The following is a 24,963-nucleotide window of genomic DNA, read 5'->3' as shown; positions in this document are numbered from 1 at the left end:
GGCGCCGCCGCTGCCGCGCGAGGTGTGGCTGCCGTCGACGCAGGTGCTGCTGGCGCGGACCCGTGCGGGCAGCGCGGCCGGGCTGACCCTCGCGGTCAAGGGCGGGCACAACGGCGAGCACCACAACCACGACGACGTGGGCAGCGTGGTGGTGGCGCTCGGCGGGGTGCCGGTGCTGGCCGACGCGGGGCGGCCGACCTACACGGCGCAGACGTTCGGGCCGGACCGCTACCGGATCTGGACCATGCGCAGCGACTGGCACAACGTGCCGACGATCCGCGGCAGCGTGCAGGGCCACGGCCGGGAGTACTCGGCGCGGTCGGTGCGCTCCGGCGACGACGGGATGGCACTCGACCTGGCGAGCGCCTACCCGCGTACCGATGTGCGCTCCTGGCTGCGCACCGCCCGGCTGGACCGGGCCGGCGGCCGGGTGATCGTCCGTGACGCCTGGCTGCTGGACCCGGCCGACGACCCGGATCCGACCGTGCTGCACCTGCTGCTCGCCGGGGCCGTGACGGCCGGTGCGGGCCGGGCCGAGGTGGTCGCGCTCGACGGCGCCGGCGTGCTCGGCCTGCGCTGGAACCCGGCTCAGCCGGCCCGGCTGCGTGTCCGTGAGCTGGACGATCCGCTGCTGCGCGCGGTGTGGGGCGACCGGCTGACCCGGCTGGACATCGACGTCACCGCGATCGGCCCGATCGGTAGTCTCGAACTGACGTGTGAGGAGCTGCGGTGAGCGCATCGGAACAACGGGGCCCGCTGCAGGCCGCCCGCCAGGCCCGGCTGCTCGAGGCGCTGCAGCGCGACGGGGTGCTCCGGGTCTCCGACCTGACCGAGACGCTCGGCTCCTCGGCCGTGACGATCCGCCGCGACATCGCCCAGCTCGCCGCCGAGGGCCTGGTCCGCCGGGTGCACGGCGGGGTGACGCTGCCCGGCAGTTCCGAAGCGCCGGCCAGCCGGGCGCTGGGCATGCTGGTGCCGTCGCTGGACTACTACTGGCCGCACGTCGCTCAGGGAGCTGAGGAGGCGGCCCGGGAACTCGACATGCGGGTGGTGCTGCGCGGCTCGTCGTACGAGACGGAGAACGACCGCCCGCAGCTGGCCCGCCTGCTGGACCAGCAGCTGGACGCCCTGATCGTCGCGCCCCGGATGGACGCGCCGACCGCGCAGGCCACCATCGAGTGGCTGGCCGGCACCGGCCTGCCGGTGGTGCTGCTGGAGCGGACCGCCGCCGCCGGGCCGCACCACGCCCTGCTGGAGTCGGTCGTCACCGACCACGCGCTGGGCGCGGCGATGGCGGTGCGGCACCTGGCGTCGCTGGGCCACCGCAAGGTCGGCCTGGTGCTCAACGAGAACAGCCCGACCGGTCCGCACGTGCACCGCGGCTGGCTGGAGGCGGTCGCCGACTGCGGCCTGGACCCGGCCACCGTGGACGTTCGGGTGCCGGACGCCCGGCTGCCGGAGAGCGCTGCCGCGCTCGACGCGGTCCTCGACCAGGCGCTGTCCGGCGGCACGAGCGCGCTGCTGGTGCACGCCGACGCCGAGGCGATAGCGCTGGTGCAGCGCTGCGAGGAGCGGCACCTGACGATCCCCGGCGACCTGTCGGTGATCGCCTACGACGACGAGGTGGCCGGGATGTTCAGCCCGCCGCTGACCGCGGTGCGCCCGCCGCGCCGCTCGATCGGCCGGGCCGCGGTGCGGCTGGTCGCCGACCGGCTCGCCGATCCGGACCGCCCCACCCACCGCGTCGTGATCAGCCCGGCGCTGCGGATCCGCGGCTCGTCCGCGCCGCCGGCCGGTTCGTGATCAGCCCGGTGCCGCGGATCCGCGGATCTGTCGTGCCGATCGCCGCCGGGGGCCGGTCGAGCCGCGGATCACCAGGCGGGTCGGGACGGTGACCCCCTCGCTGATCTCTCCGCCGTCGAGCAGCGCCAGCACCATCCGCCCGGCGAGCGTGCCCTGCTCGCGCACCGGCTGGGCGACCGTGGTCAGGTCGGTCAGCTCGGCGAGCGGGTGGTCGTCGATGCCGACCACGGACACGTCCTGCGGGATGCGCAGCCCGGCCCGGCGCAGCGTGCGCACCGCCCCGAGCGCCACCTCGTCGGAGTGGGCGTAGACCGCGGTCGGCGGCTCGCGCAGGCCGAGCAGCTGCGCCATCGCGTCGGCCCCGGCCGTCCCGCCCCACGGCACCTCGACGATCAGCCGCTCGTCGACCGGGATCCCGGCGTCGGCGAGCGCCTCGTGATAGGCGCGGGTGCGGCCGGGAAGCGCCGGCCACCCCGGCTGGCCCGGGTCGGCGGTGGCGATCATGCCGATCCGGCGGTGGCCGAGGTAGATCAGGTGGTCCATCGCCTGCCGGCCCGCGGCCAGGTCGTCCATCGAGACGTACGGATAGTCCTCCACCTGCCCGCCGGCGGCCACGATGTGCACACCCATCAGGGCGAGGCGCTGCCGTTCCGGCTCGGCGACCGGCATGCCGAGCACCACCACGGCGTCCACCTTGCGGCGGGCGGGCAGCCGCTGGAAGAAGACGCCCCGGTCCTCGGCGTCACCCACGTGATAGAGCAGCACGTCCAGGTCGGCGTCGCGCAGCACCGCCTCCAGGCCCTCCAGCAGGGAGGCGAAGAACCAGCGGGAGATGTGCGGGACGACCACGGCGACCCGGCCGGTGGTGCCGCCGGCCAGCCGGGAGGCCTCCGGCGAGACCACATAGGACAGGTGCTCGGCGGCCGCCAGCACGCGGGCGCGAGTCGCGGGCGCCACGTGCGGGTGATCGCTGAGGGCACGCGACGCCGTCGCCATCGACACCCCTGCGCGCCGGGCGACGTCGGCCATGTTGACCTTCGCGGACGTCGGCACGCCTGAACTCTACCGCCTTGGAAGCGCTTCCAACCGTCTCCCGCAACTCGAGAGCGTCAATCTCCATACTGCGGGGATCGTATTGACATGAGATGTAGATCACACCAACGTGAATTGCTGGAAGCGATTTCAGGGCCAGCCGCCTTCATCGACGAAGGGAAGGCACCGTGCACAAGCCGAGAGTCCGCATCGCGGTTGTCACCTCTCTTACCCTGTTCGCCGCGACTCTCACCGCATGCGGTGGCGGCGACGGCGGCTCCACCACACTCAGCTACTTCATCGCCGACGGCCCGCAGCAGGACGTCGCCGAACGGTGCGCGGCCGAGTCCGGAGGCGCCTACAGCTTCAACATCCAACGGCTGCCGAACAACGCCGCCGGTGGCCGGGAGCAGCTGCTGCGCCGGCTCGCCGCCGAAGACCGGTCGCTGGACATCGTCAGCGTCGACCCGCCGTTCATGGCCGAGTTCGCCAACGCCGGGTTCCTGCGCCCGTTCACCGACAGCGAGCGGCAGGAGTTCTCCCGCGGCATCCTCAAGGGCCCGCTGGAGCAGTCGCTGTTCCGCGAGGCCATGTGGTCGGCGCCGCTCTACGGCAACACCCAGCTGCTCTGGTACCGCAAGTCGGTGCTGGCCAAGGCCGGCGTCGACCCCTCGAAGGGACCGGTCACCTGGGACCAGCTGATCAAGGGCGCCACCCAGGCCGGGGCCACCTTCGCCGCGCAGGGCCGGCGCAACGAGAGCCTGATGGTCTGGGTGAACGCGCTGGTCGCCTCGGCCGGCGGTTCGATCCTCGCCGAGGGCGCCCAGAACGTGCCGGCCGACCAGGTGAAGGGCCAGCTGGACAGCCCGGCCGGCGCCGCGGCCGTGAAGATCATGCGTGACCTGTCGACCTCCCCGGCGGCTCCGCCCGGCTTCACCACCGCCGGCGAGGAGGACTCCCGGGCCGCGTTCCAGGCGCCCAACGGCGGCTTCATGGTCAACTGGCCGTACGTCTGGGCGGCCTTCGACACCGCGATCGAGGAGGGCTCGCTGCCCGCCGACTTCAAGAACGACGTCGGCTGGGCGGCCTACCCGCAGGTGGACGCGGGCACGCCGACCGCGCCGCCGTCCGGTGGCCTGGGGCTGTCGGTCAGCGCGTTCAGCAGCAAGCAGGACCTCGCCGTTGAGGCGATCCGCTGCCTGGCGTCGCAGCAGAGCCAGAAGGAATTCATGATCTCCGCGGGTAACCCGGCGGCGCTCTCCGCGGTCTTCGACGACGCGCAGATCCGGGAGATGTTCCCGATGGCCGACGAGATCCGCGCCGGCATGGACGCCGCGACACCGCGCCCGGTCAGCCCGTACTACGGCGACGTCACCGGGTCGATCCAGGCCGGCTTCCACCCGCCGGACGATCTCTCCCCGGAGACCACACCCCGAGAGGCGAACCAGCTGCTCGAGGACGTCCTGTCCAACCGGCGACTGATCTAGGAGGGGCCGTGAGCATAACGACGTCCTCGGCCGCGGCCTCGCAAGACGCTCCGGTCACCAAACCCGCCCGTCGCAAGGTCAAGCTCACCGACCGCAGCCGTCACGAGCGCAACCTGGGCTGGCTGCTCGCCGGGCCCGCGTTCATCGTCATGGTGGCGGTGACCGGCTATCCGATCATCAACGCGATCTGGTTGTCCCTGTTCGACTACCGGCTGACCGACCCGGCGGGCCGGGACTTCATCGGTCTCGGCAACTACGCGATGATCCTGACCGACGGGCTGTTCTGGCAGCAGTTCGGGATCACCGTGCTGATCACCGTGGTGACCGTCTCGATCGAGCTGGTGCTGGGCTTCGCCCTCGCCATGGTCATGCACCGGGCGCTGCACCTGCGCACCCCGCTGCGGACCGCGATCCTGATCCCGTACGGGATCATCACCGTCGTCTCCGCGTACGCCTGGGCCTACGCGTTCTCCAACACCTACGGATTCGTCAACGCGCTGTTCGGCCTCGGCGACTTCGACTGGTTCGGCGGCACCTGGTCGGCCCTGTTCACCGTCTGCGTGGCGGAGATCTGGAAGACCACGCCGTTCATGTCGCTGCTGCTGCTCGCCGGCCTGGCCCAGATCCCGGACGACTACCTGGAGGCCGCCAAGGTCGACGGGGCCACCGCCTGGCAGCGGGTGAAACGGGTGATCCTGCCGAACATGAAGGCGGCGATCATGGTGGCGCTGCTGTTCCGGACCCTCGACGCGTTCCGGATCTTCGACTCCATCTTCATCATGACCGTCGGCGCGCAGAACACCGAGACGCTGTCGTTCCTGGCGTACCGGCAGACCATCAGCCGCGTGATGATCGGCCTCGGCTCGGCGGTCAGCGTCATCCTCGCGATCCTCGTCGTCCTGATCGCGTTCCTGTTCATCAAGGTGTTCCGCACCGACCTGTCGCAGGCGAGGGGTGATCGCAAGTGAAGGCCAGCCGCCAGACTCAGGCGTTCTGGATCGTCGGGGCCGTCCTGATCATCCTGTACGCGCTGATCCCGGTCTTCTGGATCGTGTCGCTGTCCTTCAAGGAGGGCGACGACATCACCAACAACTCCTTCCTGCCCACCGTGTGGAGCTGGGAGAACTACCGGACCGTGTTCGCCTCCGACCTGTTCACCACGGCGCTGCGCAACTCGGTCGGGATGGCCCTGATCGCCACCACGGTGTCGGTGCTCCTGGCGACGCTCGCCGCGTACGCGATCTCCCGGCTGGAGTTCCCCGGCAAGCGCGCGGTCCTCGGGGTGGCCCTGGCGATCACCGTGTTCCCGGTGATCGCGATCGCCACGCCGCTGTTCAACCTGTGGCGCAACATCGGCCTGTACGACACCTGGCTGGGCCTGATCATCCCGTACCTGTCCTACTCCCTGCCGCTCGCGGTCTACGTGCTCGCCGCGTTCTTCCGCGAGATCCCCTGGGAGATGGAGCAGGCGGCCCAGGTGGACGGCGCCACCGCCTGGCAGGCGTTCCGCCGGGTGATCGTGCCGCTCGCCTCGCCGGGTGTGTTCACCGCGGCGATCCTGACCTTCTTCGCGGTCTGGAACGACTTCATCTTCGGCATCACGCTCACCTCCAGCGAGGCGGCCCGGCCCGTTCCCGCCGCCCTCGCCTTCTTCCAGGGCGCCTCACAGTTCTCCCAGCCGACCGCGCCGATCGCGGCCGCCGCCGTGGTGGTCACCATCCCGGTCGTCGTCCTCGTACTGCTCTTCCAACGCAAGATCGTGGCCGGCCTGACGTCCGGCGCCGTCAAGGGCTGAAAGGGACTCTCATGGCAGGCATCGAGATGCGCAACATCGTCAAGGAATACGGCGACGGCTTCAAGGCGGTCAACGACGTCAGCCTGGACATCGCCGACGGGGAGTTCATGATCCTGGTCGGGCCGTCCGGCTGCGGCAAGTCCACGCTGCTCCGCATGATCGTCGGACTGGAGGACATCACCTCCGGCGACATGCTGATCGGCGGTGACCGGGTCAACGAGAAGGCGCCCCGGGACCGCAACCTGTCGATGGTCTTCCAGAACTACGCGCTCTACCCGCACCTGACCGTCTTCGAGAACATCGCCTTCCCGCTACGGCTGCAGAAGGGCCTGAAGGAGGACGAGATCCAGCGCCGGGTCCGCGAGGCGGCCTCGATGCTGGAGCTCAACGAGCACCTGGACCGCAAGCCGGCCAACCTCTCCGGCGGGCAGCGACAGCGGGTGGCGATGGGCCGGGCCATCGTCCGGCAGGTGAACGCGTTCCTGTTCGACGAGCCGCTGTCCAACCTGGACGCGAAGCTGCGCGGGCAGATGCGCACCGAGATCTCCCGGATGCAGCGCCGGCTCGGCACCACCACGGTCTACGTCACCCACGACCAGACCGAGGCGATGACGCTGGGCGACCGGGTCGCGGTGCTGCGCCGCGGCCTGCTGCAGCAGGTGGCCTCACCCCGCGAGCTGTACGAGCAGCCGGTCAACATGTTCGTCGCCGGCTTCATCGGTTCCCCGCCGATGAACTTCCTGCCCGCGGTGGTCGAGGGCGGCCGGCTGAAGCTGCCGTTCCTGGAGACCGACGTGCCCGCCGTGGCCGCCGACAAGGTGACCGACGGGCAGCTGCTGATCGCGGGGATGCGCCCCGATCACTTCGAGGACGCCCGGGTGCTCGACGAGGCCAAGCGGGCGAAGGGCGTGGTGTTCCGGGCCCGGGTCGACGTCACCGAGTGGCTCGGCGACTCGCAGTACGCGTACCTGCCGTTCGAGTCGAACGAGGAGGTGGCCGAGCAGCTCGCCGCCCTGGCCGCGGAACTCGACAGCGAGGCCCTGCGCAGCCAGCTGATCGTGTCGATCGACGCGACGAGCCGGCTGCGGGAGAACCACGAGGGCGAGTTCTGGGCGGACACCCGCCGGATGCACCTGTTCGAGCCGCGGACCGGGGAGAACCTGACCCGCGACGAGGCGGCCGCCGCCGACCTGGCCCAGCTCGAGCAGGAGGAACTCCGCGAGCGGATGGACCATGTCCGGTGAATGGTGGCGCAGCGCCGTCATATACCAGGTGTACGTGTGGAGTTTCGCCGACTCCGACGGCGACGGGATCGGGGACCTGCCCGGTGTCCGGTCCCGCCTGCCGTACCTGCGTGACCTGGGCGTCGACGCGGTCTGGCTGAACCCGTTCTACCCCTCGCCGCAGGCCGACAACGGCTACGACGTCGCCGACTACCGGGACGTGGACCCGCGGTTCGGCACGCTCGACGACGTGGCGGGACTGATCGCCGACGCGCACGACCTGGGTCTGCGGATCATCCTCGACCTGGTGCCGAACCACACCTCCGACCAGCATCCCTGGTTCCGGGCGGCGCTGGCCGCGCCGCCCGGCAGCCGGGAACGGGCCCGCTACCTGTTCCGCGACGGCCGCGGACCGGACGGCGCGCAGCCGCCGAACAACTGGATCAGCATGTTCGGCGGCCGCGCCTGGACCCGGGTCGGCTCGCAGTGGTACCTGCACCTGTTCGCGCCCGAGCAGCCCGACCTGGACTGGACCAACGACGAGGTCCGGGCCGAGTTCGAGGACATCCTGAGGTTCTGGTTCGACCTGGGCGCTGACGGTTTCCGCATCGACGTCGCGCACGGCCTCGCCAAGGACCCGCAGATGCCGGACCTGGGGGAGAAGCAGATCGCGACCGGCCCGGCGCCGGAGGGGCACCCGCACTGGGACCTCGACGAGGTGCACGACGTCTACCGGTCCTGGCGGCGGCTCAGCGACAGCTATCCGGGCGAGCGCGTCTTCGTCGGCGAGGTGTGGGTGCAGAGCCTGGACCGGCTCGCCCGTTACCTGCGGCGGGACGAGCTGCACACCGCCTTCAACTTCACCTTCCTGCTGGCGCGGTGGTCGGCGAAATCCTTGCGTACGGCGGTGGACGACAGCATCGGGCATCTGCTGACGGTGGGCGCCCCGGCGACCTGGGTGCTGTCCAACCACGACGTGATCCGGCACGTCACCCGGTACGGCGGCGGCGAACTCGGCCTCCGGCGGGCCCGGGCGGCCGCGCTGCTGATGCTGGCCCTGCCCGGCGGGGCGTACGTCTACCAGGGCGAGGAGCTGGGCCTGCCCGAGGTGACGGAGCTGCCCGACGAGCTGCGGCGGGACCCGACGTTCCGGCGCAGCCAGGGCGCCGACCCCGGTCGTGACGGGTGCCGGGTGCCGCTGCCGTGGTCGGGCGCCGTCCCGTCGTACGGCTTCGGCCCCGGTGCCGCCGCCTGGCTCCCGCAACCGCCGGAGTGGGCGCAGCTGACCGTGGCCCGGCAGACCGGCGACCCGGCTTCGATGCTGGAGCTCTACCGCTCGGCGCTGCGGCACCGCCGCGAGCTGCCGGCGCTGGGCGACGGCGCGCTGCACTGGCTGTCCACCGAGGACGAGGTGCTCGCCTTCCGCCGGGAACCGGGTTTCACCTGCGTGCTCAACGTCGGTGACGTCCCGGTCCCGCTGCCGCCCGAGGTGGACGGCGCCCGGCTGCTGCTGGCCAGTGATCCCGCCGCCGATCCGGGAACCCTGCCGGCGGCCTCCGCCGCGTGGTTCGCCGCCGGGCGGTAAGCGGTCGTTTTCACCCCGTAACGGCGCGGCAGCTTCCCAAGAGGTGGATTCCGGGAAGTCTTGCCAAATCGCTCACTATCCAAGATCATGGATGGTGCGTGCCCGTCCCGGTTCCCCCGTGCCCGGACGGGCACGCCCTTTCTCGGGCTCATTGCCAACCCTGTAACGACGTGAGTCAATGAATGCACGCGCTCATGGGAGCGCTCCCAACACCCTCTCCCGAGGTAGGTCCATGAAACGCCAACTCGCCACCCTCGCCGCCGCGCTGCTCGCGGCCGCCGCCGCGGTGCTCTTCCACGTCGCGCCCGCCTACGCCGCCACCGGCCTGCACGTGGCCGGCACCGACATCGTCGAGGCCAACGGGCAGAAGTTCGTGATGCGCGGCATCAACCACATGCACACCTGGTACACCAACCAGACCAACTCGTTCGCCGACATCAAGGCGAAAGGCGCCAACACCGTACGGGTGGTGCTCAGCGGCGGCCGGTGGACGGCCAACTCCGCCGCGGACGTCACCAACGTGATCAACCTGTGCAAGGCGAACCGCCTGATCTGCGTGCTGGAGAACCACGACACCACCGGGTACGGCGAGGACGCCGCGGCGTACAGCCTGGACCAGGCGGCCGACTACTGGATCGGGCTGAAGAGCGTGCTCGCCGGCCAGGAGGACTACGTCATCATCAACATCGGCAACGAGCCGATCGGCAACACCAACGCCGGACAGTGGACCGCCGCCACCGTCGCCGCGATCCAGAAGATGCGCGCCAACGGCTTCGAGCACCTGCTGATGATCGACGCCCCGAACTGGGGCCAGGACTGGCAGTACGTCATGCGGGACAACGCGCAGACCGTGCTGGACGCCGACACCCGCAACAACACGGTCCTGTCGATCCACATGTACGCGGTCTTCAACACCGCCGCCTCGATCACCGCCTACCTCGACCACTTCGAGAGGCAGGGCTGGCCGCTGGTGATCGGCGAGTTCGGCTGGCGGTTCGACGCGAGTCAGGTCGACCACGAGGCGATCCTCGCCGAGTCGGCCTTCCGTGATCTCGGCTATCTGGGCTGGTCGTGGGCCGGCAACACGGACCCGATCCTGGACATGGCCACCAACTTCAACCCGGACCAGCGCACCACCTGGGGCGACCGGATCTTCAACGGCGCCAACGGGATCCGGGCCACCGCGAAGGAGGCCACCATCTTCGGCCGCACCTCCTCACCGTCGGCGTCGCCGTCACCGTCGATGCCCGGCCCCGGCCCGAGTTCGCCCAGCCCGAGCAACCCCACGAGCGCCTGCACCGCCACCTACTCCGTGGCCGGCCAGTGGCCCGGCGGTTTCCAGGGCGACGTCAAGGTGACCGCGGGCCCCTCCGCGATCAACGGCTGGACCGTGACCTGGACCTACGCCAACGGCCAGACCGTCTCCGGCCACTGGGGCTCCACCGTGACCAGCAGCGGCGCCACGGTGACCGCCCGCAACGCCGGCTGGAACGGCCGCCTGGCCGCCGGCGCCAGCACGTCGTTCGGCTTCCTCGGCTCCTGGACCGGCGCCAACAGCGTCCCCGCGGTGACCTGCACGGCAAGCTGAAACCCACACCCACTCCGGGCGCCACGCCCGCTCACGCACCTTCGGCGTACGCCGTGAGCGCACGTCCCGCCCCGCACCCACCCTCCGGCTGACGCCCAGTGTCGGCGCGAGGGCGTGCCGGCCACTCCGGGCGTCAGCCGTTTCATCCGGCTGACGCCCGGAGCCGTCTCACCGGCGCGTAGGGCGCCCTGCCGGGCAGCCGGTTTATCCGGCTGGCGCCTGGCGCTGTTCCGGAGGCGTGGAGGGGGTGCTGGTGGGCAGCCGGGTTCTCCGGCTGGCGCCTGGTGCTGGCTGGGTGGCGCGGAGAGGGCTCTGGTGGGCAGCCGGCGGGGTGGGGCGATCATGGCGGATTCGTGGCAGGATACTCGCCAGTAACCGCCTGGAAGGCTGGTGAGACCATGCGCACGGCGTACCGGACCTGCCCTCTGTGTGAGGCCGCCTGCGGCCTGGAACTCACCGTGGCCGACGGCGAGGTGGTCGCCGCGCGCGGCGACCGCGAGCACGTCTTCAGTCACGGCTTCGTGTGCCCGAAGGGCGCCACGTTCGGCCAGCTCTCCAGCGATCCGGACCGGCTGCGCCGGCCGCTGGTGCGCCGCGACGGCCGGCACGTCGAGGTGGAGTGGGACGAGGCCTTCGCGGCCGTCGAGGCGGGCCTGCTGCCGATCATCGAGCGGGCCGGGCGCGACGCCGTCGGGGTCTACGTCGGCAACCCGAACGCCCACACCATGTCCGGCGGCCTCTACCTGTCGCCGCTGCTCAAGGCGATCGCCAGCCGCAACGTCTTCTCCGCCAGCACGGTCGACCAGATGCCCAAGCACGTCTCCTGCGGCTATCTGTTCGGCCACCCGCTCGCCATCCCGGTGCCCGACCTGGACCGCACCGACCTGCTGCTGATGCTCGGCGCCAACCCGTGGGAGTCCAACGGCAGCCTCGCCACCGCCGCCGACTTCCCGGGCCGGCTCAAGGCGATCCAGGCCCGTGGCGGCCGGTTCGTCGTGGTCGACCCGCGGCGCACCAGGACCGCCGAGCACGCCGACGAGCACCTGTTCATCCGGCCCGGCACGGACGCGTTCCTGCTGTTCGGCATCGTGCACACGCTCTTCGCCGAGGGCCTGGCCGAGCTGGGCGGGCTCGCCGGCCACGTGACCGGCGTCGAGCAGGTGCGGGAACTGGCCGAGCCGTTCGCGCCGGAAGTGGTCGCCGCCGCCTGCGACGTGCCGGCCGAGCGGATCCGCGGCCTGGCCCGGGAGCTGGCCGCCGCGCCCACCGCCGCGGTGTACGGGCGGATCGGCACCTGCACCGTCGAGTTCGGCACCCTGACCAGCTGGCTGATCGACGTGGTCAACGTGCTCACCGGCAACCTGGACCGGCCCGGCGGGGTGATGTTCCCGCTCGCGCCGCACCTGCGGCCGAACAGCCGGCCCGGCGGCAAGGGGTTCCGGGTCGGGCGCTGGCACAGCCGGGTCCGCGGGCTGCCCGAGGTCAAGGGCGAGCTGCCGGTGGCGACCCTGGCCGAGGAGATCGAGACTCCCGGCGACGGGCAGGTGCGGGCGCTCGTCACGGTGGCCGGCAACCCGGTGCTGTCCACGCCGAACAGCGGGCGCCTGGACCGGGCGCTCGGCTCGCTGGACTTCATGGTGAGCGTGGATCCGTACCTGAACGAGACCACCCGGCACGCCGACGTGGTCCTGCCGCCCACCGACAGCACGCGCAAGGGCCACTACGACTTCGCGTTCCTGGCGCTGTCGGTGCGCAACTTCGCGGCGTACTCGCCGCCGGTGCTGCCGGCCGACCCGGCCGGCATGGACGAGTGCGACGTCCTCGCCCGGCTCCTGCTGATCGTCACCGGCCGCGGCGCCGGCGCCGACCCCGCGATCGTGCACGAGGAGATGCTGGCCCGGGCTCTCGAGCGGGCCGGCGCCGCCGGGATGCGTGACGCGGTCACCGGTGACGGGCCGGCCGAGCGGCTGCTCGACGTGGCGCTGCGCGCCGGGGCCTACCAGCTCTCGCTGCAGAAGCTGCTGGACAACCCGCACGGGATCGACCTGGGGCCGCTGCAGCCGCGTATCCCGGAGGTGCTGAAGACGACGAGCGGCACTGTCGAGCTGTACCGGCCGGAGATCGCCGCCGAGGCCGAGCGACTGCGCGGCGCCCTCGACCGGCAGCGGCACGACCTGGTGCTGATCGGCCGCCGGCACCTGCGCTCCAACAACAGCTGGGGGCACAACGTGCCGGCGCTGGTGAAGGGACGTGACCGGTGCACCCTGCAGGTGCATCCGGCGGACGCGGCCCGGCTGGCCCTCGCCGACGGCGACGAGGCGCAGGTGACCTCACGGGCCGGCGGTCTGTCCGCGCGGGTCGAGGTGACCGACCGGGTGATGCCCGGGGTGGTGAGCCTGCCGCACGGGTGGGGTCACGATCTGCCCGGCACCCGGATCGCGGTCGCCGCCGCCCACCCCGGGGTGAACTCCAACGTCCTCACCGACGAGCTGGTCGTCGACCCGCTCTCCGGCAACAGCGTGCTGAACGGCATCCCGGTCGAGATCAAGGCGGTGGGCTAACCCGCGTTGTCGCTGGTGTACTCCTCGGGCGGGGTGCGCATCCCGCCGGTCGTGGCGTCGCCGGTGGTCGTGTTCGCCACGCCCGGTCCGGAGCGGGCCCGGTCCGGGAAGCTGGCCGGCCCGGCGGTGCCGCCGGTCGTGGTCATGATGCCGCCGTCGGCCGGCGGCGGACCGCCGTTGCGCAGCTGCTCGGGGTCGGTGTCCGGGTCCAGCGTGCTGGACAGTTCGGGATCAAGCTGGTCGCTCATGGTCCCGGAATGCCCGATCAGCGTCTCCTCAAACGACCTTGGGCCAGCACCGGGATTGATACCCGCGAAGGCATCGGCTAGCGTCCCCGCTCGTGATTCGTACCCGGGTATTTTCCGCCGTTCTGACCGGCGCCCTTCTCATGACCGTTGCCGCCTGTGGCGGCGACGACGCCGCGTCGACGGCCGGCGATGCCGCCGCGCCGGCCACCGCAGCGCCGGCCGAGACGACCGCGGCGGCCGCCCCGGCGGACGACAAGGCCCTCTGCGAGCAGGCCGGAGCCGCGAGCGAGCAGATGCGGACCGAGTTCGTCAAGCTGCTCACCGGCTCCCTCGAGGCGGGTGCCGAGCCGAAGCCGGAGGACTTCAAGAAGATCCTGGTCGGCATGGAGGAGTCGCTCACCAAGGCGGTCGGCACGGCCGACAGCGAGGTGGCGGTGGCGATGAAGGAGGTTGCCGCGCAGTCCGCGAAGGCGGCCGCGTCGGCGGACCCGTCGACGGCCGCCGAGGACCCCGCCTTCGAGAAGTCGGGCGTGGCGCTGGACGCCGCCTGCAAGAAGGTCGGCGTCGAGGTCAACTTCGCCTGACAGTCGAAACTCGCGTGAGGCCGGGACGTCGTCCCGGCCTCACCTGTTATTGATCACCTTCGATTCTGGACGTTCGGCCCATGTCGTGACCCCTCGGCTGTGGGGTCGGATCAAGGCGACCGGTCAATGCCGTCCGAAGAGGAGGTAGCGTGCGCACACCATCCCGTGCGTTGGCGGGCACCACCGCAACAGTCGTCGCCGCAGTGCTCGTGCTCGCCGTAGGATCCGGCGGGAACGCGGCCCCAGGCAGTCCGTCCCGGGCACCCGAGGGCGTGAAGGTGCACGGCGACGAGAACCACGCCAAGATCAAGGACAATCGCCGGGGCCGGGTCGCACCGACCTCGCAGCAGAAGGCGCAGGCCGCCGAGGCCGGCGCCCAGGCCCGGTGGAACGCGCTGGGCACCCCGGCCGCGCTGACCGCGGTGCGGGAGCCGCTGGCCGCCGGGCTGCCCGCGGACCCGGTTGCCGCCGCCAAGGCCTACGTGGCCGCCAACCGCGACGTGCTCGGCCTCACCGCCGAGGGCGCCGCCGCGCTCGAGGTGCTGACCAGCGCGCCGCTCGGGGAGGGCGCCGCGGTCGTCATGCGCCAGCGGTTCGGCACCCTCCCGGCCGGCGTCGACGGCCTGCTCTCGGTGGGCGTCCGCGACGGCAAGGTGTGGTATGTGAGCTCGTCGCTGGCCCGTGACGCCGGCGCGCCGCAGCCGGCCACCCTGACCGCGGCCGACGCCGAGCGCATCGCCCGGACCGACGCCGGGATCCCGGACGCGACGATCCTCAGCACCAAGCTGGTCGCCGTGCCGACGGCCGACCAGGGTGCGCGCGCGGCCTACCAGGTGACCCTCGGCGACGGCCTGACCGGCGCGGAGCCGGTCGCCTTCACCACCCATGTGGACGCCCGCGACGGCTCGGTCCTGGTCCGCCAGAACATCGTCGACTCGCACAGCGACAACCCGGAGTGGGACGTCTTCCCCAGCTCGCCGTCGACCAGGTACTCCTCGGCCGACACCCGCAAGACCTGGTGCTGGGCGCCGCAGCGCGGCTGCGACGAGGTGGTCGGCAACCCGGCCTCCCCGCTGCCGTGGGACGTGGACCCGGAGACCGAGACGCCGACCCTGACCACGAGCGGCAACAACGCCTTCGCGGTGCACAACTGGAACTCCAACGACCCGTTCACGGTCGGCACCGAGCTGGCGACGCCCAGCCCGACCCGGGAGTACCAGTACCCGTGGACCAACCAGTGGTACCGCGAGCAGTGCTCGCCGACCACCTTCGAGTCGCCGGCGCGCAACGACATCGACGCGGCCCGCGCCAACCTGTTCGCGCAGCACAACCGGATGCACGACTGGTCGTACCACCTCGGCTTCACCGAGGCGACCTGGAACATGCAGGACGAGAACCTGCGGCCCGGCGGTCTGGGCAACGACCCGGAGCAGGGCAACGCGCAGGCCGGTGGCATCAGCGGCGGCCCGCCGAACTTCGAGGCCCGCAACAACGCCAACCAGATCACCCCGGAGGACGGGGTGGCGCCGATCACCAACATGTACCTGTGGCAGCCGATCGCCGGTGTCTTCTACGCCCCGTGCGTCGACGGTGACTACGACATGTCGGTGATCGCCCACGAGTACACGCACGCCATCACCAACCGGATGATCGCCGGGCCGGACGCCGGGCTCAGCTCCCCGCAGGGCATGAGCGAGAGCTGGTCGGACCTGCTGTCGGTGGAGTACCTCGCCGAGCACGGTTACGCCCCGCGCGGCAGCCAGGGCTTCACCATCGGCCAGTACGTGACCGGTGACGGCAACGCCGGCATCCGCAACTACAACATGACGAGGAGCCCGCTCAACTACAGCTCGGTCGACTACGACTTCGTCGGCCTGCAGGTGCACGCCTCCGGTGAGGTGTGGAGCGCGGCCAACTACGACGTGCGCTCCGCTTTCCTCAAGCGGTACGGCGCGGGCAACGCCGCCCTGCAGAAGGCCTGCGCCAACGGCAAGGTGGCGGTCACCAAGTGCCCGGGCAACCGGCGCTGGATCCAGCTCGTCCTCGACTCGTTCCTGCTGATGGCCAACAGCGCCAACAGCCAGGTCGACGCCCGCGACGCGCTGCTCGGCGCGGACCTGGTCCGTTTCGGCGGCAGGAACCAGGACCTGATCTGGAACGCGTTCGCCAAGCGCGGCCTGGGCGAGACGGCCTTCAGCAACGGCGCCACCGACGCCGACCCGCGGCCGGGCTTCACCTCGCCGCACGCGCGGGAGGCGACGGTCACCTTCCGGCCGGTCGACGAGAACGGCCGCGCGGTGGCCGGGGCGAAGCTGTTCGTCGGTGACTACCAGGCGCGGGCCGTGCCGGTGGCCGACACCGACCCGGCGACGCCGCTGACCGACCAGGTCAGCCTGGTGGCGGGCCGGTACGGGTTCCTCGCCCAGGCGCCCGGTCACGGGCACGCCCGGGTGAGCGCGACGTCGCTGCGTTCCGGCGAGTCGGAGAGGCTGTATGTGCGGATGCCGCGCAACCTCGCGTCCGCCACGTCGGGCGCCACGGTCAGCGGCGACGGCATCAACCTGGCCCGGATCAACGACGACGACGAGGCGACCAACTGGGCGTCGCTGGGCAGCCCGGTGGCCGGCAAGCAGGTCACCGTCGACCTCAGCGGCGAGGCGCAGCGGGTCCGCCGGGTGCAGGTGAGCGCGATGCTGCGCCCGGCGATCACCGGTGACCCGGACGCCGGCGGGCAGAGCCGGTTCTCCGCCCTGCGGCAGTTCCGGGTGCTGGCCTGCACCGCGACGGCCACGGTCAGCTGTTCGGCTCCGGCGGACTTCCGGGCCGTCTACACCAGTAAGCCGGACGCGTTCCCGGCGGTCGCGCCGCGGCCGCGGGCCCCGCACCTGATCGTGCGGTCGTTCGACATCCCGTCGACGACGGCCACGCACCTGCGCGTCGAGGTCGTGACCAACCAGTGCACCGGCACGCCCGACTTCGCCGGTGAGCAGGACGCGGACCCGCGGGCGAACACCGACTGTGCCACCGCGAGCCCGCAGGCGCAGAACGTGCGGATCGCGGAGTTCCAGGCGTTCACCAGGTAGTTGCCGTCCATGGGGCGGGCAGGCCGGACGGCCTGCCCGTCCCATGCCGATCTTGCGCATCGAGCGGTATCGTTTCAGTGGTTTTGCCACCGACGCGGGGATCATGGCATGAAACGTGTCTGTGCACCATTCGCGACGCTATTACTGATAACAGTGCTTATGTCTGGCTGTGGGGACTCCGGCGACTCGGGAGAGGGCGCCGCGCCGGCCGACAAGATCACCTATCTGACCGCCTTCGGCGCGGTCGGCCGCGACGCCTTCGCCTTCGTGGCCCAGGAGAAGGGCTACTTCCGCGACGCCGGCCTCGACGTCACCATTCAGCTCGGCGCGGCCACCGGCGAGAACATCAAGGTGCTCGCCGCCGGGCGGGCGCAGTTCTCCCACCTCGACCTGACCGGCACCTGGATCACCATGGGCAAGGGGGAGTTCACCGACCTGCGCGCCTTCGCCGCCGTGCACCAGCAGACGCTGGTCTCGATCATCACCCTGGAGGGCTCGGGCATCACCGAGCCGAAACACCTCGAGGGCCGCAGGCTGGGCGCCGCCACCGGATCGGTCAACCAGCTGCTCTTCCCGGCGTACGCGCAGCTCGCCGGCATCGACGCGGCCAAGGTGGAGTGGGTCAACGCGCCGCCCGCGCAGCTGCCGACCCTGCTGGCCAGCGGCCGGGTGGACGCGCTGAGCACCTTCCTGATCGGCACCCGCGGCATCGAGAAGGCAGCCGGCGGCAAGAAGACCGTGGTCCTGCCCTACGGCGACTATCTGCCCGACCTCTACGGCAACGGGCTGGTCGGGCCCACCTCGATCGTCGAGGGCAACCCGGACCTCACCAAACGGTTCCGCGACGCCGCCCTGAAGGGCCTGCGGTACACGATGGAGCATCCGGACGAGGCGGCGCAGATCCTCAAGAAGGCGCAGCCCGCCGCCGACGTGACCGCCGCGGTCGGTGAGATCACCCTGATGGCGCCGTACGTGAAGGCGTCCGGCGTGATCGACCGCGACCGGGTCACCCAGGTCCTCGCCACCCTGGAGAAGGAGAAGCTGGTCAAGCCGGGGCTGCTGACCCCGGACACCGTCGTCGACTTCGACCTGGCGCCCACCGGATGAGAGCCACCTACTCCTTCGACAACGACGACCCGGCGGCGGCCGAGCGGCACGAGCTGCTCGCCGAGATGAACGACCCGTTCACCGTGGCGCGGCTGACCGCGCTCGGCGACCTCACCGGCCGCCGCTGCCTGGAGCTCGGCGCCGGCGGCGGCAGCATCGCCGGCTGGCTGGCCGCCCGGACCGGCCCGGGCGGGCGGGTGCTGGCCACCGACCTGAACCCGCGGCACCTGCCGGTCGACCGGGGCTACACGGTGCTGCGCCACGACCTGACCAGCGAACCGGTGCCGGACCCGCCGTGGGACCTGATCCACGCCCGCCTGGTGCTGGCCCATCTGCCCGGCCGCGCCACGATCCTGCAGCGCCTCGCCGAGGCACTCGCCCCGGACGGGATCCTGCTGGTCGAGGACTGGGCTTCGGCGTACCCCGGCATCGTGCTGGCCGCGCCCGATGCGGCCGCGGCCGACCTGGTCGAGCGCTACCACCGCATCCTCGTGGGCCGGCTGTTGCCGGCCAACGGCGCCGATCCGGCCTGGGGTGGCCGGGCGCACGCCGCGATGATCGCCGCGGGCCTGGCCGGCGTGCACACCGAGATCCGGGCCGAGTCGTGGGCCGGCGGCACCGCCGGCGCCCGCCTGATCGCGGTGAACGTGGCGCAGACCGGCGCCGGGCTGCGGGCGGCCGGGCTCACCGAGCGGGAGCTGACCCGGCTGTGCCGGCTGGCCGTCGATCCGGCCCTGGTGATCCGCAGCCACTTCACCTATTCGACGATGGGCCGACGGTGAAGTGGGGCCTGCCGATTCTCGGCACGGTGACCGCGATCGCGCTCTGGTGGGCGGGCACGGCCGTCCTCGGCATCCGCTCGTTCTTCCTGCCCGCCCCGCCGGACATCGTCGCCGCGTTCCGCGCCCAGCCCGCCTACCTGCTGCGTGAGCTCGCCGCCACGGTCACCGGGACGGTCGCCGGGTTCGGCATCGCCACCGTGGCCGGGCTGCTGCTGGCGGTGGTGCTGACTGCCTGGCGCAGCCTGGAACGGGCCACCCTGCCGGTGCTGGTCGCGCTGAACTCGGTGCCGAAGGTGGCGGTGGCGCCGCTGCTGGTGGTCTGGCTCGGTTTCGGGTCCCGGCCGAAGATCGTGCTGGTCGTGCTGATCTGCTTCTTCCCGATCCTGGTGGCGACGATGGCCGGGCTCACCTCGACCCCGGCCGAGCTGAGCGAGCTGGGCCGGTCGCTCTCGGCGAGCTTCTGGCAGGCGTACGTCAAGATCCGCCTCCCGTGGGCGCTGCCGCAGGTGTTCGTCGGGCTGAAGGTCGCGATCTCGCTGGCTGTGATCGGCGCGGTGGTCGCCGAGATCAACAACCCGACCAGCGGGCTGGGCGCGGTGATCGTGCTGTCCGGCATGTCGTTCGACACCCCGCTCGCGTTCGCCGCCATCTTCCTGCTCGCGATGCTCAGCACGATCCTGTTCTACCTGGTGGTGGCCCTGGAACGATGGCTGGTGCCGTGGGCGCGGGCGATCAGCGGATGATCGAGCTGAACCGGGTCTGCCGGGCCTTCGGCGCGGTCGAGGCGCTGCGCGGGATCGATCTGCACATCGCCGAGCACGAGTTCGTCGCGGTCATCGGCCGGTCCGGGTGCGGCAAGTCGACCCTGCTGCGGCTGATCGCCGGCCTGCTCGCACCGACCGGCGGCACGGTCACGGTCGGCGGCGCGCCGGTGCGCGAGCCGAGCCGCGAGGTGGCGCTGATGCAGCAGGTCCCGGCGCTGCTGCCGTGGCGGACCGCGCTCGGCAACGTGCTGCTCCCGGTGGAGATCCTGCGGCTGCCCCGCGACGAGCACCGGGCCCGGGCGGCCGAACTGCTCGACGCGGTGGGACTCGCCGGGTTCCACGACCGGCACCCGTACGAACTGTCCGGCGGCATGCAGCAGCGGGTGGCGCTGTGCCGGGCCCTGATCCAGCGGCCTCGCGTGCTGTTGATGGACGAGCCGTTCTCCGCGCTGGACGCGCTGACCCGCGAGGAGCTGGCGGGCCAGCTGCAGGAGCTGCACCTGGCCCGGCCGGCGACCACGGTGTTCGTCACCCACTCGATCCAGGAGGCGGTGCTGCTCGCCGACCGGGTGGTCGTGTTGAGCCCGCGCCCGGGCCGGATCCGCAAGGTGCTCGACGTGGGCATCCCGCGGCCGCGCTCGTTCGGCCACAACGCGCACCTGGAGGCGGTCGCGGAATGCGTCGCCCACCTGCACGACCTGCTGCTGCGCGACTGAGCGAGCGTCAGCCGGAGACGGCGAGGACGATGACGCCGATCCCGAGCGGGACGTCGAGGAACATGCACGCCTCGGCGAGCGAGCGGGGCACGACCGTGTCGCGGCGGAAGTGGACCATGTCCCAGGCGGCGTGCGTGGCCAGGGCCAGGCCGGCCACGATCGCCCCGGCGAGCGGGGACAGGTAGAGGGCAAGGACGGCCGGGGTTCCGTACGCCAGAGCCGCCGCGGTCTGGGCCAGCAGCGCGCGCCGGGGTGCGCGGGTGGCCAGGCCGATGCCCAGCAGCAGGACCGTGACCACGACGAACGCCGCCCACCAGGGCACCCCGGCGAGTTCGACGGCGACCACCACCACGCTGAAACCGGCCACCCCGGCCCAGGCCACCCACGGCCGGGCGAACGCGGCCGCGCCGAGGTAGCAGAGCAGGGCGACGGTCACCGCGGTCGAGGCGGTGTCCCGGTCGGCGGCGAAGATCAGCACGAGCACGGCGGCGGTCAACCCGAGCGCCGACGGCCACCGGCGCAGTAGAGCGTTCGTCATACGGCCAGCGTCACCGGCAGGCGCGTGGCCGTCCGCCCTCGCGTGGCTGCGAGGTCCGGATTCGTGGGGCACCCGTCCGGTTCCCTGGCGGGGTTGAATGGTGTTCATGGAACACAGATATCTGGGTGCCAGCGGACTTCGGGTCAGTGAGCTCTGCCTCGGCACGATGACGTTCGGCAAGGAAGCCGACGAGGCCACCTCGCACCGGCTGCTGGACCGGTTCGTCGAGGCCGGCGGCGACTTCATCGACACCGCCGACGTCTACGGCGGCGGCGCCTCCGAGGAGATCCTCGGCCGGTGGCTGTCCTTCCGGCGCCGCGACGACCTGGTCATCGCCACCAAGTTCTTCTGGAGCACCGGCGCGGCCGCCAACGACCACGGCGCAGGGCGCAAGCACATCATCGCCGCGGTCGAGGCGAGCCTGCGCCGGCTGCGCACCGACTACATCGACCTCTACCAGGTGCACTGCTTCGACGAGACGACGCCGCTCGAGGAGACCCTGTCCACCCTCGACGGCCTGGTCCGCGCCGGCAAGGTGCGCCACCTCGGGGCGAGCAACTACGCGAGCTGGCAGCTTCAGAAGACCATCGACGTGGCCCGGCACCGTGGCTGGGAACCGTTCGTGGCGCTGCAGCCGCTCTACAACCTGATCGACCGGGAGGTGGAGTTCGAGCAGGTGCCGGTCAGCCGCAACGAGGGCGTCGGCATCATCCCGTGGTCGCCGATGCGCGGCGGCTGGCTCACCGGTAAGTACCGGCGGGGCATGACGTCGGCGCCGGCGGACACCCGCTGGGAGGGCAACAAGCAGCCCTGGCTCGGCGACTGGCAGAAGAGCGTCGACGAGCGGACCTGGTCGGTGACCGACGCGCTGATCGCCGTCGCGGAGGAGGTCGGGCACAGCCCGGCTCAGGTGGCGCTGCGCTGGCTGATGCAGCGGCCCGGTGTCACCGCGCCGATCATCGGGGCCCGCAAGCTCGATCAGCTCGACGACAACCTCGGCGCGGCCGGGTGGTCGCTGGACGACAAGAGCATGGAACGGCTCACCGCGGCGGGCGAGATGCCGCTGCCGTACCCCCATGGTTACCTGGCCGGATCGCCGCGCCGGCGGGCCTGAGAAAACTGTCGAGAGAGGGGCCGGCGGCCCCTCTCTCGCGCTTTCTGCAACAAACCTGCAAATCGATTCTGTTGACTCGGTTATCTCGGCGATGGCAGATTCCCTTACGGAATAACCGTCCCCGGACCCCGCCGGATCCCCACTGTCGGACGTGCCGCACGCTGCGGAAACGCATTCCATCCCCTTTTTGTGTCGGGCGCGTGGCGCGTCCCTGCCGGCGGATTCCATTCTCGACAGGAGAAACACCCATGGCTCCAACACTGCGCCGATGGGCCGGTGTCGGTTCAATCGCCACAGCGGTGACCGCGGCCCTGGTCGCCACCGTGGCGACCGCCGAGGCGGCGACCGTGTTCAGCGCGAATTTCGAGTCCGGCGGCACCACCGGCTGGTCGAAGTCGGGCGGCACCTGGTCGGTCGTGGCCGACGGCTCGCAGTCACTGCGCCAGACGAACGCGAGCAGCGAGAACGCCCGGCAGTTCGCCGGTGACGCGGCGTGGACCGATTACACCGTCTCGGCGCGGGTCAAGCCGCTGTCATTCGGCAGCAACGGTTTCGTCGGCCTGCTGGCCCGGGCGAAGAGCTCGACGACGTTCTACCGGCTGGCGCTGCTGCCCGGCAACCAGGCGCAGCTGCAGGTGGTGAACAGCGGCAACGTCACCGTGCTGGGCACCTCGTCGCGGACGGTGGCCACCGGCTCCTGGTACTCGCTGAGCCTGAGTGTCGCCGGCACCACGATCAGCGGCAGCATCGACGGCACCGCGGTCGGGACCGGCACCAGCTCGGTCGCCGGCACCGGGCGGATCGGCCTGCAGACCGGTTACGCCTCGGCCGGCTTCGACGACGTGGTGGTCAGCACGGGCGGCACCACCGCGCCGCCGAGCAGCAGCCCGCCCACCAGCGACAGCCCGTCCCCCAGCCCGTCCACCTCCACACCGCCGCCGGTCAGCGGCGCGCTGTACGTCGCGCCGAACGGCTCAGCGAGTGCTGCCGGCACCGAGGCCGCACCGACCACGCTGCCGTCCGCGATCACCCGGATCGCCGCCGGCGGCACGATCTACCTGCGTGGCGGCACCTACCAGTCGGCGTCGACGATCACCATCGCGCCGGGCAACAACGGGTCGCCGGGCGCCCTCAAGAAGATCGCCGCCTACCCCGGGGAGAGGCCGATCCTGAACTTCTCCGCCCAGGCGGAGGAGACCACGGCCCGCGGGCTGGCGATCAACGGCAACTACTGGCACGTGCACGGCCTGATCGTGGAGCGCGCCGGTGACAACGGCATCTTCATCGGCGGCAGCAACAACATCGTCGAGCGCACGGTGACCCGGTTCAACCGCGACAGCGGCCTGCAGATCTCCCGGATCGCCTCGGACACCCCGAACGCGCAGTGGCCGGCGAACAACCTGGTGCTCTCCTCGGAGTCGCACGACAACGCCGACTCCGACGGCGAGGACGCGGACGGTTTCGCCGCGAAGCTGACGGTCGGCTCCGGCAACGTCTTCCGCTACACGGTGTCGCACCACAACATCGACGACGGCTGGGACCTCTACACCAAGACCGACACCGGGCCGATCGGCGTGGTCACCATCGAGGACTCGATCGCCTACCAGAACGGCACGCTCAGCAACGGCGGGCAGGCCGGCGCCGGCGACCGCAACGGTTACAAGCTGGGCGGCGAGGACATCGGCGTCAACCACATCGTGCGGCGCAGCATCGCCTACGACAACGGCAAGCACGGGTTCACGTACAACAGCAACCCGGGCTCGATGACGATCTCCAACAACCTGTCGATCGACAACGCCGAGCGCAACTTCAACTTCGACGAGGGTTCGCACGTCTTCCGCAACAACACGTCGTGCCGCAGCGGCAGCGGCACCAACGACCGGATCATCGGCAACGCGGACAGCTCGAACCAGTTCTGGTCCGGCAGCAACGGCTCGCGGTGCGCGTCCTACACCGGGGCGCTGGGCTGGTCGTTCGCCTCCGACGGCAGGCTGGTCGTCACCCTGGGCGGGCGGGTGGTCTCGCTCTGATCTCTCGCCGGCGGGCCCGGCCGGTGTGCGTGTGCCGGCCGGGCTTGACCCTCCTCCTGGGGGAGACTCCAAGCTGGAGTCCAGGAAGGAGGAACCCATGACCGACCTGATCCCGATCGGCCGCTTCTCCCGCATGACCCGACTGTCGATCAAGGCGCTGCGCTTCTATGACGAGCAGGGCATGCTGAAGCCGCTGCGGGTCGACCCGTCGTCCGGATACCGGTTCTACGGCCGGGTCCAGGCCAACCGCGCCGAGGCGATCCGCATCCTGCGGTCCACCGGCATGCCGATCGACGAGATCCGCGAGGTGCTGGCCGAGGACGATCCGGAGCGGACAGGCAAGCGCCTGGCCATGCACCGCGAGCGACTGCTGGAGCGGCTCGCGGAGCAGGAGCGGATGCTGCGGTTCCTCGAACGGCTCATCGATCGAGGAGAAGGCGTCATGCCCTATCAGGTAACCGTCAAGCAGGCCGAACCGAAGTTCGTCGCCGCCCTGCGCCTGCGGACCAGTCTCGCCGCCGCCGGCGCCGATGTGCAGCGCGGCTTCGGCACGCTGGTCCAGGCCATGTCCGCGGCCGGCGCCGGGCCGGTCTGCAAGCCGTTCGTCATCCACCACGAGGTGGTCGACGAGCAGACCGACGGCGACATCGAGATCTGCATCCCGGTGTCGCCGGGCACCACCTTCCCCGACGGCCCGGTCCGGGCCGTCGAGATCCCCGGCGGCCAGGTGGCCGCCACCGTCCATCGCGGGCCCTACGCGGAGATCTCACCCGCCTATCACTACGTGACCGGCTGGATCCAGGAGCAGGGCCATCAGCACGCCGGCCCACCCCGCGAGATCTACCTCAACGACCCCCAGACGGTCACCCAGGACGATTTGCTCACCGAGGTGCAGTTCCCGATTTCGTACGGGTGAGGCGCGC

20 protein-coding genes and 1 pseudogene are annotated in these 24,963 nt (G+C 71.4%); 18 read left to right on the top strand and 3 right to left on the bottom strand.

What is annotated here, in order from left to right; all coding sequences use genetic code 11:
• Both AB0F81_RS19860 and AB0F81_RS19855 read left to right on the top strand, forming a co-directional pair.
• The coding region (locus AB0F81_RS19860; RefSeq protein ID WP_360199231.1) for a heparinase II/III family protein at positions 1–733 on the top strand (733 nt) is incomplete at its 5' end.
• Positions 730–1,803, top strand: a complete 1,074-nt coding sequence (locus AB0F81_RS19855; protein WP_360199229.1) for a substrate-binding domain-containing protein — start codon at positions 730–732, stop codon at positions 1,801–1,803. The genes AB0F81_RS19860 and AB0F81_RS19855, both read left to right, overlap by 4 nt.
• On the opposite strand, the gene AB0F81_RS19850 is transcribed toward AB0F81_RS19855, so the two are convergent.
• Positions 1,804–2,856, bottom strand: a complete 1,053-nt coding sequence (locus AB0F81_RS19850) for a LacI family DNA-binding transcriptional regulator (RefSeq protein WP_360199227.1) — start codon at positions 2,854–2,856, stop codon at positions 1,804–1,806. It lies immediately after the preceding gene.
• A 167-nt stretch (positions 2,857–3,023) separates the two neighbouring features.
• Between AB0F81_RS19850 and AB0F81_RS19845 the strand changes: the two genes are divergently transcribed.
• The 7 genes from AB0F81_RS19845 to AB0F81_RS19815 all read left to right on the top strand — a co-directional run bounded on the left by AB0F81_RS19845 (position 3,024) and on the right by AB0F81_RS19815 (position 13,074).
• A complete protein-coding gene (locus AB0F81_RS19845; RefSeq protein ID WP_360199225.1) occupies positions 3,024–4,322 on the top strand; it encodes an extracellular solute-binding protein in 1,299 nt (432 codons plus the stop codon).
• 8 nt (positions 4,323–4,330) lie between these two features.
• Positions 4,331–5,290, top strand: coding sequence for a sugar ABC transporter permease (locus tag AB0F81_RS19840; protein ID WP_360199223.1), 960 nt, complete (start codon positions 4,331–4,333; stop codon positions 5,288–5,290).
• Positions 5,287–6,117 (top strand): carbohydrate ABC transporter permease, encoded by an 831-nt coding sequence (locus AB0F81_RS19835; protein ID WP_360199221.1) that lies wholly within the window; start codon positions 5,287–5,289, stop codon positions 6,115–6,117. The genes AB0F81_RS19840 and AB0F81_RS19835 overlap by 4 nt, the downstream gene beginning before the upstream one ends.
• 11 nt (positions 6,118–6,128) lie before the next feature.
• Entirely contained in the window at positions 6,129–7,361 is a 1,233-nt protein-coding gene (gene ugpC, locus AB0F81_RS19830; RefSeq protein WP_360199219.1) for a sn-glycerol-3-phosphate ABC transporter ATP-binding protein UgpC, read from the top strand.
• On the top strand, positions 7,351–8,925 hold the full coding sequence (locus AB0F81_RS19825; RefSeq protein ID WP_360199217.1) for a glycoside hydrolase family 13 protein: 1,575 nt from the start codon (positions 7,351–7,353) through the stop codon (positions 8,923–8,925). The genes ugpC and AB0F81_RS19825 overlap by 11 nt, the downstream gene beginning before the upstream one ends.
• Before the next feature lie 232 nt (positions 8,926–9,157).
• Positions 9,158–10,513: a cellulase family glycosylhydrolase gene (locus AB0F81_RS19820; RefSeq protein ID WP_360199215.1), complete on the top strand. Its 1,356-nt coding sequence runs from the start codon at positions 9,158–9,160 to the stop codon at positions 10,511–10,513.
• Positions 10,514–10,911: 398 nt separating this feature from the next.
• The gene (locus AB0F81_RS19815) at positions 10,912–13,074 is read left to right on the top strand and encodes a molybdopterin-dependent oxidoreductase (protein ID WP_360199213.1); all 2,163 of its coding nucleotides are present in this window, start codon (positions 10,912–10,914) and stop codon (positions 13,072–13,074) included.
• On the opposite strand, the pseudogene AB0F81_RS19810 reads toward AB0F81_RS19815, so the two are convergent.
• Positions 13,071–13,271, bottom strand: a pseudogene (locus AB0F81_RS19810) (hypothetical protein); the annotation flags it as partial. The gene AB0F81_RS19815 and the pseudogene AB0F81_RS19810 sit on opposite strands and share 4 nt — an antisense overlap.
• Positions 13,272–13,414: 143 nt before the next feature.
• Between AB0F81_RS19810 and AB0F81_RS19805 the strand changes: the two are divergent.
• From AB0F81_RS19805 to AB0F81_RS19780, 6 genes are all read left to right on the top strand, one after another.
• Positions 13,415–13,906, top strand: coding sequence for a hypothetical protein (locus AB0F81_RS19805; protein ID WP_360199211.1), 492 nt, complete (start codon positions 13,415–13,417; stop codon positions 13,904–13,906).
• Between the two features lie 149 nt (positions 13,907–14,055).
• Positions 14,056–16,989, top strand: a complete 2,934-nt coding sequence (locus AB0F81_RS19800) for a M36 family metallopeptidase (RefSeq protein WP_360199209.1) — start codon at positions 14,056–14,058, stop codon at positions 16,987–16,989.
• A 159-nt stretch (positions 16,990–17,148) separates the two neighbouring features.
• Positions 17,149–18,096, top strand: coding sequence for an ABC transporter substrate-binding protein (locus AB0F81_RS19795; protein ID WP_360199207.1), 948 nt, complete (start codon positions 17,149–17,151; stop codon positions 18,094–18,096).
• Entirely contained in the window at positions 18,093–18,878 is a 786-nt protein-coding gene (locus AB0F81_RS19790) for a class I SAM-dependent methyltransferase (RefSeq protein ID WP_360199205.1), read from the top strand. The genes AB0F81_RS19795 and AB0F81_RS19790 overlap by 4 nt, the downstream gene beginning before the upstream one ends.
• Positions 18,875–19,621 (top strand): ABC transporter permease, encoded by a 747-nt coding sequence (locus tag AB0F81_RS19785; protein WP_360199203.1) that lies wholly within the window; start codon positions 18,875–18,877, stop codon positions 19,619–19,621. Before AB0F81_RS19790 ends, AB0F81_RS19785 begins: the two co-directional genes overlap by 4 nt.
• Positions 19,618–20,358, top strand: a complete 741-nt coding sequence (locus AB0F81_RS19780) for an ABC transporter ATP-binding protein (protein WP_360199201.1) — start codon at positions 19,618–19,620, stop codon at positions 20,356–20,358. Before AB0F81_RS19785 ends, AB0F81_RS19780 begins: the two co-directional genes overlap by 4 nt.
• A 7-nt stretch (positions 20,359–20,365) precedes the next feature.
• Here the strand turns inward: AB0F81_RS19780 and AB0F81_RS19775 are convergent, their stop codons facing one another.
• Complete coding sequence (locus AB0F81_RS19775) at positions 20,366–20,896, bottom strand: hypothetical protein (RefSeq protein ID WP_360199199.1); 531 nt, start codon at positions 20,894–20,896, stop codon at positions 20,366–20,368.
• Between the two features lie 106 nt (positions 20,897–21,002).
• Here AB0F81_RS19775 and AB0F81_RS19770 point away from each other — a divergent pair, with 106 nt between their 5' ends.
• From AB0F81_RS19770 to AB0F81_RS19760, 3 genes are all read left to right on the top strand, one after another.
• A complete protein-coding gene (locus tag AB0F81_RS19770; RefSeq protein WP_360199197.1) occupies positions 21,003–22,010 on the top strand; it encodes an aldo/keto reductase in 1,008 nt (335 codons plus the stop codon).
• Between the two features lie 248 nt (positions 22,011–22,258).
• Positions 22,259–24,040, top strand: coding sequence for a LamG-like jellyroll fold domain-containing protein (locus AB0F81_RS19765; RefSeq protein WP_360199195.1), 1,782 nt, complete (start codon positions 22,259–22,261; stop codon positions 24,038–24,040).
• Between the two features lie 97 nt (positions 24,041–24,137).
• The gene (locus AB0F81_RS19760; protein WP_360199193.1) at positions 24,138–24,956 is read left to right on the top strand and encodes a MerR family transcriptional regulator; all 819 of its coding nucleotides are present in this window, start codon (positions 24,138–24,140) and stop codon (positions 24,954–24,956) included.
• The last annotated feature ends 7 nt before the right edge of the window (positions 24,957–24,963 follow it).

Origin of the sequence: Actinoplanes sp. NPDC024001 (assembly GCF_040638955.1) — a bacterium.
In the GTDB taxonomy this organism is placed as follows: domain Bacteria; phylum Actinomycetota; class Actinomycetes; order Mycobacteriales; family Micromonosporaceae; genus Actinoplanes.
Note: the sequence above shows the minus strand (reverse complement) of the source record. Positions and strands in the feature narration are given on the sequence as shown.

Coding starts and splice junctions, on each gene's coding strand:
- ugpC (WP_360199219.1), top strand. CDS start 6,129: ATGGCAGGCATCGAGATGCGCAACATCGTCAAGGAATACGGCGACGGC.
- AB0F81_RS19825 (WP_360199217.1), top strand. CDS start 7,351: ATGTCCGGTGAATGGTGGCGCAGCGCCGTCATATACCAGGTGTACGTG.
- AB0F81_RS19820 (WP_360199215.1), top strand. CDS start 9,158: ATGAAACGCCAACTCGCCACCCTCGCCGCCGCGCTGCTCGCGGCCGCC.
- AB0F81_RS19815 (WP_360199213.1), top strand. CDS start 10,912: ATGCGCACGGCGTACCGGACCTGCCCTCTGTGTGAGGCCGCCTGCGGC.
- AB0F81_RS19795 (WP_360199207.1), top strand. CDS start 17,149: ATGTCTGGCTGTGGGGACTCCGGCGACTCGGGAGAGGGCGCCGCGCCG.
- AB0F81_RS19790 (WP_360199205.1), top strand. CDS start 18,093: ATGAGAGCCACCTACTCCTTCGACAACGACGACCCGGCGGCGGCCGAG.
- AB0F81_RS19780 (WP_360199201.1), top strand. CDS start 19,618: ATGATCGAGCTGAACCGGGTCTGCCGGGCCTTCGGCGCGGTCGAGGCG.
- AB0F81_RS19775 (WP_360199199.1), bottom strand. CDS start 20,896: ATGACGAACGCTCTACTGCGCCGGTGGCCGTCGGCGCTCGGGTTGACC.
- AB0F81_RS19770 (WP_360199197.1), top strand. CDS start 21,003: ATGGAACACAGATATCTGGGTGCCAGCGGACTTCGGGTCAGTGAGCTC.
- AB0F81_RS19765 (WP_360199195.1), top strand. CDS start 22,259: ATGGCTCCAACACTGCGCCGATGGGCCGGTGTCGGTTCAATCGCCACA.
- AB0F81_RS19760 (WP_360199193.1), top strand. CDS start 24,138: ATGACCGACCTGATCCCGATCGGCCGCTTCTCCCGCATGACCCGACTG.